Source organism: Stenotrophomonas bentonitica, from assembly GCF_013185915.1.
Classification (GTDB): domain Bacteria; phylum Pseudomonadota; class Gammaproteobacteria; order Xanthomonadales; family Xanthomonadaceae; genus Stenotrophomonas; species Stenotrophomonas bentonitica.
This window is the reverse complement of record NZ_JAAZUH010000001.1, coordinates 495,282-507,503: the sequence shown is the minus strand read 5'-3', so window position 1 is coordinate 507,503 and position 12,222 is coordinate 495,282. Positions and strand designations below refer to the sequence as shown.

Sequence of the window (12,222 nt, the reverse complement as noted above, 5' to 3'; positions counted from 1 at the left end):
GGTCAATCCCGGCGCGCCAGTTCGGGGCCGAGCAGTTCAGCCACCCAGTCCATGAATGCCGCCACCCGACGCGGCAGGTGCCGGCGCTGGGTGTAGAGCAGGGTGACCGGCATCGGCTCGGCCACGCAGTCCGGCAGCACTTCCACCAGCTGTCCGGCGGCCAGCGCCTGGCGTGCGCCCAGGCGGGGCACCTGGATGATGCCGAGACCGGCCAGCGCCGCTGCGCTGTAGGCCTCGCCGCTGTTGACCGTGACCGCGCCGCGCATCGGCACGCTGCGGTAGCCCTGGCCGTCGTGGTATTCGAAGCCCGGCGAACGCTGGCCCAGCGTGCCTACGTAATGCACCAGGGCGTGGGTTGCCAGGTCGTCCACGCTGCGCGGCACCCCGTGCGCGGCGAGGTAGCCGGGACTGGCGCAGTTGACGATGTGCATCGCCCCGATCGGGCGCGCGACCAGCGTGTTGTCGTCCAGTGGCCCCACCCGCAGCACGCAGTCGAAGCCTTCGCGGACCAGGTCGACACGGCGGTCGGTGCCGCTCAGCTCGATTTCCAGCCCCGGATGGCGGTCGAGGAAGCCGGGCAGGTGCGGAATCACCCACTGCCGGGCCAGCCCACTGGACATGTCCACCCGCAGCCGGCCCTTGAGCTGGCCGGTGTCGCGGCGGAACATGCCCTGCAGGTCCTCCATGTCATCCAGCAGGTCGCGCGCGCGTTGCTGGAACTGCGCGCCGTCCGCGCTGAGCCGCACGCGACGGGTGGTCCGGTGCAGCAGCTGCACGCCCAGCTCAGCCTCCAGCCGCTGGACGGCCAGGGACACGCTGGCCTTGGGCAGGCCGAGCTGCTCGGCCGCTGCGGTGAACGAACCCAATTCGGCGACCCGCAGGAAGCTGCGCAGCTGATCGAGGCGATCCATGGATTGTTCGTTCCAGTTGGACAGTCAAATCAGGATCGCGTGATTTATGCGTGCTGGCAATACCAATAGTCTGGCTGCACCCCAACCCAGGAGCGCCTCCCATGAGTTCTTCGACTTCCCGCATCGTGCTGGTCACCGGTGGCAGCCGTGGCCTTGGCCGCAACGCCGCCCTCGCGCTTGCCGCGGACGGTGCCGACATCGTGCTGACCTACCGCAACCAGACAGGCGCGGCCAATGAGGTCGTTGCCCAGATCCAGGCGCTGGGCCGCCGTGCCGCTGCGCTGCCGCTGGACGTGGCCGACAGCGATTCCTTCCCCGCGTTCGCCGATGCGGTGCGTGCGCAGCTGCAGGCGTGGGGCGAAACCACCCTGCAGGGCCTGCTCAACAACGCCGGCGAAGGCCTGCACGCGATGATTGCCGACACCACCGCCGCCCAGTTCGACCAGCTGGTCGCGGTGCATCTGAAGGGCCCGTACTTCCTGACCCAGGCGCTGCTGCCGCTGATCGGCGACGGTGGTCGCATCCTCAATGTCTCCAGCGGGCTTGCCCGCTTCGCGCTGCCGGGCAGTTCGGCCTACGCGATGATGAAGGGCGGCATCGAAGTGTTCAGCCGTTACCTGGCCAAGGAACTGGGCGCGCGCGGGATCAGTGCCAACACGCTGGCGCCGGGTGCGATCGAGACCGACTTCGGCGGTGGGCGCGTGCGCGACGACGAGGCGATCAACGCGATGGTCGCTGGCAATACCGCACTGGGCCGCGCCGGCAAGCCGGACGACATCGGTCCGGTGGTGGTGGCGCTGCTGTCGCCGGCGACTGGCTGGATCAACGCACAGCGCGTGGAAGCGTCGGGCGGCATGTTCGTCTGAGTGCGAAAGCGTCGCATTCGCGGCAAGCCGGTATGATGGCCGGCCTTGCCGCTGTAGCTGGACTTCTCTTGCGCTCTTCCGTACCGATGCACCCGATGGGTCGCGTATTCGCTGTCGTGGCCCTGTTCGAGGCCTTCACCTGGGCCGGCCTGCTGGTCGGCATGTACCTGAAATACCACGCCGCCGAGCCGACCACTGCGGGCGTCGCGTTGTTTGGCCCCGTCCACGGCGTGGCCTTCATGGTCTACGTGGTGGTCACCGTGCTGGCCGCGGTCAAGCTGCGTTGGCCGTGGTGGGCGGCCGTGCTGGCCCTGCTGGCGGCGGTGCCGCCGCTGGTGACGCTGCCGCTGGAGTGGTGGTTCAAGCGGCGTGGCCTGCTGGGCGCACGTCCGGCAGCGTAAAGGGCGCCGCGCTCAGGCCGAGCGCGCCAGCGCGGCGCGGATCGCGTCGGGCGACTGGAAGCCGGGCAGGCGCAGTACTTCCTGGCCGTCGCGCACGACGCTCAGGGTGGGCGTCTGGCGCAGGCCGAGGCTGCGGAAGAACACTTCGCCAATGGCTTCCAGCCGCACCTTGAGCAGCACCAGTTCGTGCGCCTCCGGCGTGCTGGCCACGGCGGCCAGCGACATCGCCAGCATCCGGCAGCCGGGGCAGTTGTCCTTGTGGAAGTCGACCAGCAGTGCCGGGTGGTCGGCGACTGCGGCGTGGTACTGCTCGGGGGTGTCGGCATGCAGGGTCAACATCAGGCAGTGACTCCTATCGGTTGCAGGACGCGGTCGGTCCAGAGGTGGATGGCGCGGGTATCGGCCGGGCCATGCGGCATCTGCTCGATTTCCAGCACGGGGTGGGGCGAGCCGAAGTGGCGGGCCAGCCGATGCGCGGCGCCGCAGTAGTACTCCAGTCCCCACTGGGTTTCGCCGGTGCCGAACACCGCCACGGTCTCTGCAGGGGGAATGCCGGCGATGTCGTGCAGGGCGGCCACGAAGCGTTTCATCTCGGCCGGGTTGCGCCCGGCGTTGTCGGTCCAGCACCCGAGCAGCAGGCGGTCGTGCGGTTGCGCGGCGGTCGCCGCCGCGTGCGCGTCATCGACATCCATCAGGTGCACGCGGTGACCGCGTGCGCTGCAGTGCGCCGAGACCTGGCGCGCCACTTCGCGGGTATTGCCGCTCAGCGACGCGTAGCAGACCAGGACATCCATGGGCAGGTCCTTACAGGTCGTCGAAACCATTGTCGGAGTTGGTCTTCTTGTAGCTGGCGTTGCGCATCTCGAAGAAGTCGGTCTTGGTTTCGGTGAAGTTGTCCGCGTAGGCCTTGATCCACGGCATCACGTTCGCGTTGGCGTCGCCATACAGCTGTTCGATACCGAGCATGCCGGCCATCTTGTTGGCGCGGTACTTCACGTAGCGGATCATCTCGTCCACGTCGATGCCGTCGATGCCGTCCAGCACCTCGCCGGTCCAGCGCGTCTCCAGCTGGATGGCATGCTCGAACGCCTCGTGCACATAGGCGGTGAGCGCATCGCCCTGCAGCTGCTGGTTCTCGCCGACGATGGCGCGGATCAGCTCGCTGATGAACTTGGTGTGGGCCAGCTCGTCGCGGTTGATGAAGCTGATGATCTTGCCGGTTCCGGTCATGCGGTTCTGCCTAACCAGGTTGTAGAAGAAGGCGAACCCGGAATAGAAATTGATGCCTTCCAGGATCGAAGACTGGATCAGCGAGCGGATCAGGGTTTCGGCGGTCTTCTCACGCATGAAGTCATCGTATGCCTGCATGATCGGCGCGTTGCGGGCGAGGATGGTCGGGTGGGTGCGGGCCAGTTCGAACACCCGGTTCTGGTCGGCCAGGCCAGCGATGGAGGCCAGCACGTAGCTGTAGCTTTCGTTGTGGATCACTTCCTGCTGGCCGATGATCGCCGCGTTGGCATGCGCGGCGGGGTCGGTGATGTACTCGGCCACGTTGTAGATGAAGCGGGTCTGCGGCGATTCGAGCGTGGCGAGCAGGCCGATGATGGAATCGTAGGCATTTTTCTCGCGCGCGGAGAGCTCGCCGTACTGGCGGGCGTCGCCCTTCATGTCTACTTCGTCGGGAATCCAGAAGTTGGTCGAGAGTTCCTTGTAGGCCCGGTAGAAGGACGGGTAGGGAATGTCGTTCCAGTTCAGGATGCCGCTGGTGCGGCCATTGATGATCCCGGTGGAGCGGTTGGGATGGCGCGGTTCGAGGATCTTGATGCGGTCGAGCGGGGTAGCCATGACGGTTTGTTCCAGAGTTCGATGAAAAGCGGGGGGTAGAGCCACGCCCTGCGTGGCTGCACAACCACGGTCAGGACGAACACCATTCGCATTCGTCGATATCGATGTCGTTCGACCGCACGTAGTACGTGGTTTTCAAACCCTCCCTCCAAGCGCTCATATGCAGCGCCAGCAGCGTGCTCGCGCGGATCGTGCTCGGCACGTACAGGTTGAAGCTGATCGATTGGTCGACATGGCGCTGCCGTCGCGCGTTCTGCCGGATGCTGGCGAACTGGTCCAGCCGGTACGCGCCCTTTTCGTAATACGGGTACGTCTCCAGCGACAGCCCCGGTGCAGCCACCGGGCGGCGGAAGTCCTTCTTCTCCTCGTAATAGAACGCGCCATACACCGGGTCGATCGACGCGCTGGAACCGGCGATCTGCGCGGTGCTCATGTTCGGCGCCACCGCCAGCAGCCAGCCGTTGCGCAACCCATGCGTGGCCACCTGTGCCGCCAGTGCCTGCCAGGCCGGGCTGTCGTAGCCGCGCGCGCGGAAGTAAGCGCCGGTCTGCCAGTCGCTGCCGGCGAAGGCGCTGTACCGTCCCTTTTCCTGCGCCAGCTGCAGGCTGGCCTGGATCGACAGGAAATTGATCCGCTCGTACAGGCTGTCGGCGTAGTCCTCGGCCTGCACGCTGTCCCACTGGATGTGCTGCTGGGCCAGCAGGTGGTGCCAGCCGAACGTGCCCAGGCCGATCGCGCGGTACTTGCGGTTGGTGATGGTGGCCTGCGGCACCGGCAGCTGGTTGAGGTCGATCACGTTGTCGAGCATGCGCACCTGGATCGGCACCAGCCGCTCCAGCACATCGGTGGAGAGCAGGTCCGGCGCCGCAGTAACCGCGCGACCCAGGTTGATCGACGACAGGTTGCAGACGACGAAGTCGCCGGCCTGGCGGGTGGTGACGATCTGGTCGCCGCTGATCATCTCCTGGATCATGCGGGTGGGGCTCATGTTCTGCAGGATCTCGGTGCACAGGTTGCTGGAATACACCGTGCCGGCATGCTTGTTCGGATTCTTCCGGTTGACCTCGTCGCGGTAGAACATGAAGGGGTTGCCGGTTTCCAGCTGGCTGACCATGATCCGCTTGAACAGTTCGATGGCCTTGAGCGTGCGCCGGCTGATCCGTTCGTCGGCCACCACCTCGGCATAGCGCTCGCGGAAACTGCCTTCGCCGCGCTTTTCGTCATGGAAATCCTGCAGGTACCATCCCTTGATCCGGTGCACCTCGTGCGGGTCGAACAGGTACCAGTCGCCACGCCGCTCCACCGCTTCCATGAACAGGTCGGGCAGGCATACCGAGGTGAACACATCGTGCGCGCGCAGGCGCTGGTCGCCGTTGTTCAGGCGCAGGTCGAGGAAGGCCTCGATGTCGCGGTGCCATACATCCAGGTACACCGCGATGGCCCCCTTGCGCTGGCCCAGCTGGTCTACGCTCACCGCCGTGTTGTTGAGCTGTTTGATCCACGGCACCACGCCGCCGGAGGAGTTGGCCACGCCACGGATCGGCGCGCCGGCCGAGCGCACATAGCCGAGGTAGGCACCCACGCCACCGCCGTGCTTGGACACCCGCGCCACGTCGGTATTGGAGTCGTAGATACCCTGCAGGCTGTCGTCCACGGTGTCGATGAAGCACGACGAGAGCTGCCCGCCGACCTTGCCGGCATTGGCCAGGGTCGGTGTGGCCACGGTCATGTACAGGTTCGACAGCGCCCAGTACGCCTCGCGCACCAGCCCCATGCGGCGCTTGCGCGAGCGGTCGCCCTGCAGGTGCTCGTGCTGCATCAGGTACAGCGCGATGGTCAGCCAGCGCTCCTGCGGCAGTTCGAACACGCCGCGCGAGTGGTCGGTGGCGAGGTAGCGCGTCGCCAGCAGGTACAGGCCGTTGTAGGCGAACAGATGGTCGCGCTCCGGTTCGATCATCTGCCCGGCTTCCTCCAGTTCCTCCTTGGAATAGGCCTTCAGGATGTCGATCGAGTAGACGTTGCGGTCGGCCAGGCTCTCCTGCAGGCCCACATAGGAGCCGTAGCGCAGGGCGGCGTCGTAGAAGCGGTTGCGGCTGGCACGCTTGTACAGGCGGCGCAGGTAGAGGCGCGCGGCGAAGTGTTCCCAGTCCGGGGCGACAAGGTCGATGCGCGACTCGGCCTCGCGGATCAGCAGGTCGACCAGGTCGTCGGCGCTGAGCTGGGGGCGCCGTTGGATCAGGGCCAGCACGGCGCGCAGGTAGTCGGCCAGGTCCAGCGCGGGGAAGTGCGCGTGTACGCTGCGCAGCGCACGCTCCAGTCGCGCCGGGTCGAACGGCATGCGCCGGTTGCCGGCTTCCTTGGTGATCCAGAGCGGGGCGTGGCCGGCCTCTGCAACCGGCGCGTCCGACAGCAGCGTGGTGGCTGCGGTGTGGTCATCGTGCATCGTCAATCCTTCTTCCCTGTGCCGTTCGGAGTGTCGTGAGACAGAAACCGGGCCTGGCGGAAGCGGGGAGCCGATGAACACAACATAGTGTGGGTCTGTCTCATCGTCAACATCATATGTAGTGTTGACGAGCGGACAGAGATGACCGATTGCCGCACTTCCGGCGGCTACTTCCAGGGCAGTCCGCGCAGCTGCAGGGCGCGCTGGTGCATCAGTTCGGCATGCAGCCGCACGTAGTCTTCGTCGGTGAACGCCTGCGCCATCGGCGAGCGTGCGGCCTCCTGCGCGACGCGGGCGCGGGCCTGGTCGATGTCGTCGCTGCGCAGCGCGAGGTCGGCCATCACGATCACCCGGCCGGGCTGCACTTCCACGTAGCCACCGGTGACATACACGTGCAGCGGCGGTTCCGCCTTCAGCGGAAACACCGACACCATGCCTTCGCGCAGCGTGCCGAGCAGCGGGGCATGCCGTGCCATCACCCCGAAGCGCCCGTTGCTGCCTGGCACGCTCACTTCGCGCACGTCACCGCTCCACAGCTCGCCGGCCAGGCTGATGACCTGCAGTGCGATGCCCTGTGCGTCGTCCAGCAGCGCGGGCAGGGGAGGTGATGCCATGGGACACATCCAGTGGAACTGTCTGCAGCTTAGACAGGCGGGTGCAAACCGGGGGTGATTGACCGCCACAATCCAAATGCGAGCTGTTATCATTTACGCTGATAGCCACGCCGGTGCCCGCACCGACGAAGCCGACTCAATCGAACGCCCGCCCCTGCGCGGTGCGTGTCCATTCCTGTCTGCTTCTGGTGGTGCATGCGTTCAACCCCTGTCGTTTCCAGCCTGCCGGCCCTGGTCTTCGCGGCCTGGGTCGGGACCATGGCGATGATGGCGTTCGTGGCCGTGATCGGCCCGGTGGTGCGCCTGTTGGGACTCTCGGAGTGGCATGCCGGGTTGTCGGTCACGGCGGCCGGCGTGCTGTGGATGCTCTCCGCGCGCCGCTGGGGCGCACTGAGCGACCGGATCGGCCGCCGCCGCGTATTGCTGACCGCGCTCGCCGCGTATGCAGTGATCTATGTGCTGATGGCCGTGTTCGTGGACACCGCGTTGCGCTCGGCGCCGGCGCCGGCGGTGTGGGTGTCGGTGCTGGTGCTGGTGGGCACGCGTGCGCTGGTCGGTTTGTTCTATGCCGCCGTTCCACCGACCGCCGCCGCGCTGGTTGCCGATGAAGCCGCGCCGGGCCAACGCGCCGGTGCGATGGCCAAGCTCGGCAGCGCGAATGCGCTGGGCATGGTGATCGGGCCCGCAGCGGCCGGCTGGGTCGCCTTCCACGATCTTGCGCTGACGTTGTACGTGGCCGCATTGCTGCCGGTGCTGGCGCTGCTGGTGATTGCATGGCGCCTACCCAAGTCTGCCCCGGCTGCAGCAGCGGGCAAGGGGCCGCAGGCCCCGCTGGGCCGGTTCGATCCACGCCTGCGCCTGCCGATGATGGCCGTGTTCGCCGCGATGATTTCGGTGACCATCGCGCAGGTCACGGTCGGCTTCTTTGCAATCGACCGCCTGCAGCTGGCCCCGGCCGCCGGTGCGCGCATGGCCGGGCTGGCGCTGACGGCGGTGGGTGTCGGCCTGATCCTGGCGCAGATGCTGGTGATGACCTTCAAGCGCATGCCACCCCGCCACTGGATCGCGCTGGGGGCGCTGATCGCGGCGGTGGGTTTCGGTTCGGTGGCGCTGGTCACGCTGCCCTGGCAGCTGCTGGCGACCTATGCGGTCGCGGCGTTCGGTATGGGCTTTGTGTTTCCGTCTTTCCAGGCGCTGGCCGCCGATTCGGTGGAAGCGCATGAGCAGGGGGCTGCCGCCGGCGCCGTGGCGGGCGTGCAGGGGCTGGGCATGGTGATCGGCCCGATGGTCGGCACCCTGCTGTACCGGATTGCGCCCAGCGTGCCGTACCTGCTGGTCGGCGCGGTGCTGTCAACTCTCGCGGTTGCGGCGATGCTGCACGGCAGGCGCGCGCCATGAACGATGCCGTGCGCACATGCGACACCGTCGAGGCCGGCGCTGAAAACGTGGCGGTCGACACGGCGACGCGCTTCCAGCTGCGCGTGGCCGGGCGCACGCTCGAAGCGCGTGGCTGCCTCGAAACGCTTGCCTCTGGCGGCACCGCAACGCTGGAGGCGCGCGCGCGCGCGTTCTTCGCGGCCCGGCAACGCGGTCCGGCGCTGCTGGTCGGGCTGGTGCCCTTCGACCCGCAGGCGCACGATGCGCTGTTCCAGCCGCAGTCGCTGGGGCAGGGCAGCGGCGGGCCCGCATCCGTGCCCCCGCGCTTTCGTGGCGAGATCCATGCCGAACCCGCTGCCGCGCAGTACGCCGCGAGCGTGGCAACGGCAGTGTCCAGGCTGCGCCAGCCAGGCGCACCGCTGCAGAAAGTGGTCCTCGCACGCACCCTGCGCGTTCAGTCGCACACCCACATCGATCCGCATGCGCTGGTCGCGCGGCTCGGCCGCGACCCGGACGCGGTGACCTACCTGGCACCGTTGCCGGTCGCTGCGGAACAGCCCCCGGCATGGCTGGTCGGGGCCAGCCCGGAACGGCTGGTGTCGCGCCGTGGCCGCCAGGTGCTCTCGCACCCGCTGGCCGGTTCGGCGGCTCGGCGTGCCGACCCGGAAGAAGACGCGAGGGCCGCGCGTGAGCTGCTGGCGTCGTCCAAGGACCACGATGAGCACCGCTACGTAGTCGAGGCCATCGTCGACGCACTGCGGCCGTATTGCGACGCAATCGATGCGGCCCCGCAGCCCACCCTGCATGCCACCACCACGCTGTGGCACCTGGGCACGCGCATCGAAGCGACGCTGCGTGATCCGGCAACCCCGGTGACGACGCTGCTGGCTGCATTGCATCCCACACCGGCAGTGTGTGGCACGCCGCCGACCCTGGCGCGCGACGCCATCCACGAACTGGAGCCGGTGCCGCGCGGGTTCTACGCCGGTGCGGTCGGCTGGATCGACGCCAACGGCGATGGCGACTGGTACGTGGCGATCCGCTGCGCACGCGTGCAGGGCACGCAGGCCTGCATCCACGCCGGTGCCGGCATCGTGGCCGGTTCCGCACCGGCGGGGGAAGTGGCCGAGACCGCGACGAAATTCGGGGCGCTGCTGGCCGCGCTTGGCGCGGACGGTGCCTTGTCGACTGATTCCTGGAGTTGCTGATGGCTGTTCCCGTAGTTGCCGCCCGCGTTCCCCTGCGCCAGGCCTGGCCGGCCGGGCTGGTCGCCCGCTATCGCGCCGCCGGGTACTGGCGCGGCGAAACCTTTCCCGGCTTCCTGCGCGAGCGCGCGAAGCAGTACGCGGATGACATCGCCGTGGTCGGCGGCGAGCGTCGGCTGAGCTATGCGCAGCTGTGGGACGAGGCCGGGCGCATCGGCGCCGGCCTGCTCGCCCACGGCCTGCAGCCCGGCGATCGGGTGGTGGTGCAGCTGGGCAATACGGTGGAATTCGTGACCGTGGTCTGCGGCCTGTTCCGCGCCGGGCTGGTGCCTGTGTATGCGCTGCCCGCCCACCGCTTCACCGAAGTGGCGCACGTGCTGCGCAACGCCGAGGCCAACGCCTACATCACCACCGCACAGTACGAAGGCTTCGATTACCGCCTGCTGGCGCGCGAGCTGCAGGCCGCGATTCCCGCGCTGCGCCACGTGCTGGTGGTGGGCGATGCCGCCGAGTTCACCGCGGTCGAGGCGCTGCAGGGCGACACTGCGCGCCTGCCGCCCGACCCGGACCCGCAGGCGGTCGCGTTCCTGCAGTTGTCCGGTGGCAGCACCGGGCTGTCCAAGCTGATTCCGCGCACCCACGACGATTATCTCTACTCGTTCCGCGCCAGCAACGCGATCTGCGGGATCACCCGCGACAGCGTGTACCTGGTCGCCTTGCCGGCCGCGCACAATTTCCCGATGAGTTCGCCGGGTTTCTTCGGCGCGCTCTACGCCGGCGCGCGCGTGGTGCTCAGCGCAGGCGCCGGGCCGGACACGGCCTTCCCGCTGATCGCGCGCGAGCGGGTTACCTGCGTCGGCCTGGTGCCACCTCTCGCCCTGCTGTGGGCGCAGGCTGCGGCCAGCACCGCGCATGACCTTTCCAGCCTGCAGGTGGTGCAGGTCGGCGGCGCCAAGCTGGTGCCGGAGGCCGCGCGCCGGGTGATCGACGGACTCGGCTGCCAGCTGCAGCAGGTGTTCGGCATGGCCGAGGGCCTGGTCAACTACACCCGCCTGCATGATCCGCTGGATTGCGTGCTCGGCACCCAGGGCCGCCCGATCTCGCCGGACGACGAGGTGCTGGTGGTGGACGACCACGGCCACCCGGTCGCGCCGGGCGAGGTCGGGCACCTGCTCACGCGGGGTCCGTACACGATCCGCAGTTACCACAACGACCCCGGCGCCAATGCGCGTTCCTTCACCGAGGACGGCTACTACCGCACCGGCGACATGGTGCAGCAGCTGCCCGGTGGCTATCTGGTGGTGCAGGGCCGCGCCGGTGACCACATCAACCGCGCCGGCGAGAAGATCTCCGCCGAGGAGATCGAAGACCACCTGCTGGCGCACGCCGGCGTGTTCGATGCCGCGGTGGTCTCGATGCCCGACCCGTACCTGGGCGAGCGCAGCTGCGCGTTCGTGATTGCGCGGGGCGAGCGCCCCAGCGCGGCCAGCCTGAAGGCCTGGGTGCGCGGGCGCGGCCTGGCCGCCTTCAAGGTGCCCGACCAGGTGGTGTTCGTCGACGCCTTCGGTACTACCGCAGTAGGCAAGGTCAGCCGCCGCGAACTGCGCGCCCAGCTGCGCGCCCACCACATTGCACAGACAGGAGAGACGCGCTGATGGCGTTGCCCCGCATTACCGATTACGCGTTGCCCACCGCCGCCGAGCTGCCGCCGCCGCGCGGGCCGTGGCGGCCGGAGACGGCGCGCCTGGCGCTGCTGGTGCACGACATGCAGCGCTACTTCCTCGCCGCCTTCGGTGCCGACAGCGCGCCGCTGGCGCCGGCCGTGGCCAACATCGCGCGGTTGATCGCGCACTGCCGCGCACGCGGGATTCCGGTGTTCTACACCGCCCAGCGCGGCCACCAGGACCGGCGCGACCGCGGGCTGCAGGCCGACCTGTGGGGCCCGGGCATGCACGCCACCGCCGAGCACGAAACGATCATCGATGCGCTGGCGCCGGCGGACGGCGACCATGTGCTGGTCAAGCACCGCTACAGCGCGTTCCAGCGCAGCAACCTTGAAACCCTGATGCGCGTGCGCGGCCGCGACCAGCTGCTGGTCACCGGCGTGTACGCGCACATCGGCTGCACCGCCACCGTGGCCGAGGCGTTCCAGCGCGACATCGAAGCCTTCATCGCGGCAGACGCGGTGGCCGACTTCTCGCGCGACGACCACGACCAGGCGCTTCGCTGGATCGCGCGCACCTGCGGCGTACCGATGACCACCGACCAGCTGCTGGAGACGCTCGCATGACCGATTCCCTGGCCCTCGCGCCGCTCACCCTGGAGCGCATGCGCGCCGATGTCGCCGACCTGCTGGGTGAGCCGCCCGAAGCGGTGGGCGACGACGACCACCTGATGGACCTGGGGCTGGATTCGATGCGCGTGCTCGGGCTGGTGCTGGCCTGGGGCAAGACTGGCATTGCACTGGAATTTGGCCATCTGGCCGAACACACTACCCTGGGCGGCTGGTGGCAGGTGGTGCAGCTGTTGCAGGCGCGGGCCCGCGTGGACGCATGAGCGG

General features: G+C 68.3%; 13 protein-coding genes. 7 read left to right on the top strand and 6 right to left on the bottom strand.

The annotated features are described in order from the left end of the window. Positions 1–2: 2 nt before the first annotated feature. Positions 3–911 (bottom strand): LysR family transcriptional regulator, encoded by a 909-nt coding sequence (locus tag HGB51_RS02200; protein ID WP_070206591.1) that lies wholly within the window; start codon positions 909–911, stop codon positions 3–5. A gap of 101 nt (positions 912–1,012) precedes the next feature. Here HGB51_RS02200 and HGB51_RS02195 point away from each other — a divergent pair, with 101 nt between their 5' ends. Beyond that, entirely contained in the window at positions 1,013–1,777 is a 765-nt protein-coding gene (locus HGB51_RS02195) for an SDR family NAD(P)-dependent oxidoreductase (protein WP_070206592.1), read from the top strand. Positions 1,778–1,863: 86 nt separating this feature from the next. Further along, positions 1,864–2,178, top strand: a complete 315-nt coding sequence (locus HGB51_RS02190) for a DUF3817 domain-containing protein (protein WP_070206593.1) — start codon at positions 1,864–1,866, stop codon at positions 2,176–2,178. A gap of 12 nt (positions 2,179–2,190) precedes the next feature. Here HGB51_RS02190 and HGB51_RS02185 read toward each other — a convergent pair whose 3' ends face one another. The 5 genes from HGB51_RS02185 to atpC all read right to left on the bottom strand — a co-directional run bounded on the left by HGB51_RS02185 (position 2,191) and on the right by atpC (position 7,080). Continuing rightward, positions 2,191–2,517 (bottom strand): thioredoxin family protein, encoded by a 327-nt coding sequence (locus HGB51_RS02185; protein ID WP_070206594.1) that lies wholly within the window; start codon positions 2,515–2,517, stop codon positions 2,191–2,193. Further along, positions 2,517–2,972: a flavodoxin gene (locus tag HGB51_RS02180; protein WP_070206595.1), complete on the bottom strand. Its 456-nt coding sequence runs from the start codon at positions 2,970–2,972 to the stop codon at positions 2,517–2,519. Before HGB51_RS02180 ends, HGB51_RS02185 begins: the two co-directional genes overlap by 1 nt. Before the next feature lie 10 nt (positions 2,973–2,982). After that, positions 2,983–4,023: a ribonucleotide-diphosphate reductase subunit beta gene (locus HGB51_RS02175; protein ID WP_070206596.1), complete on the bottom strand. Its 1,041-nt coding sequence runs from the start codon at positions 4,021–4,023 to the stop codon at positions 2,983–2,985. A gap of 70 nt (positions 4,024–4,093) precedes the next feature. Continuing rightward, the gene (locus tag HGB51_RS02170; RefSeq protein ID WP_084738821.1) at positions 4,094–6,466 is read right to left on the bottom strand and encodes a ribonucleoside-diphosphate reductase subunit alpha; all 2,373 of its coding nucleotides are present in this window, start codon (positions 6,464–6,466) and stop codon (positions 4,094–4,096) included. A gap of 167 nt (positions 6,467–6,633) precedes the next feature. Continuing rightward, complete coding sequence (gene atpC / locus HGB51_RS02165; protein WP_070206597.1) at positions 6,634–7,080, bottom strand: ATP synthase F1 subunit epsilon; 447 nt, start codon at positions 7,078–7,080, stop codon at positions 6,634–6,636. 195 nt (positions 7,081–7,275) lie between these two features. Between atpC and HGB51_RS02160 the strand changes: the two genes are divergently transcribed. The 5 genes from HGB51_RS02160 to HGB51_RS02140 are packed head-to-tail and all read left to right on the top strand — an operon-like array spanning position 7,276 to position 12,218. Next, entirely contained in the window at positions 7,276–8,478 is a 1,203-nt protein-coding gene (locus HGB51_RS02160) for an MFS transporter (protein WP_070206598.1), read from the top strand. Beyond that, positions 8,475–9,665, top strand: a complete 1,191-nt coding sequence (locus HGB51_RS02155; protein WP_070206599.1) for an isochorismate synthase — start codon at positions 8,475–8,477, stop codon at positions 9,663–9,665. Before HGB51_RS02160 ends, HGB51_RS02155 begins: the two co-directional genes overlap by 4 nt. After that, positions 9,665–11,317 (top strand): (2,3-dihydroxybenzoyl)adenylate synthase, encoded by a 1,653-nt coding sequence (locus HGB51_RS02150; protein WP_070206600.1) that lies wholly within the window; start codon positions 9,665–9,667, stop codon positions 11,315–11,317. The genes HGB51_RS02155 and HGB51_RS02150 overlap by 1 nt, the downstream gene beginning before the upstream one ends. Next, a complete protein-coding gene (locus tag HGB51_RS02145; protein WP_070206601.1) occupies positions 11,317–11,952 on the top strand; it encodes an isochorismatase family protein in 636 nt (211 codons plus the stop codon). The genes HGB51_RS02150 and HGB51_RS02145 overlap by 1 nt, the downstream gene beginning before the upstream one ends. Continuing rightward, a complete protein-coding gene (locus HGB51_RS02140) occupies positions 11,949–12,218 on the top strand; it encodes a phosphopantetheine-binding protein (protein ID WP_070206602.1) in 270 nt (89 codons plus the stop codon). Before HGB51_RS02145 ends, HGB51_RS02140 begins: the two co-directional genes overlap by 4 nt. Positions 12,219–12,222: the final 4 nt, after the last annotated feature.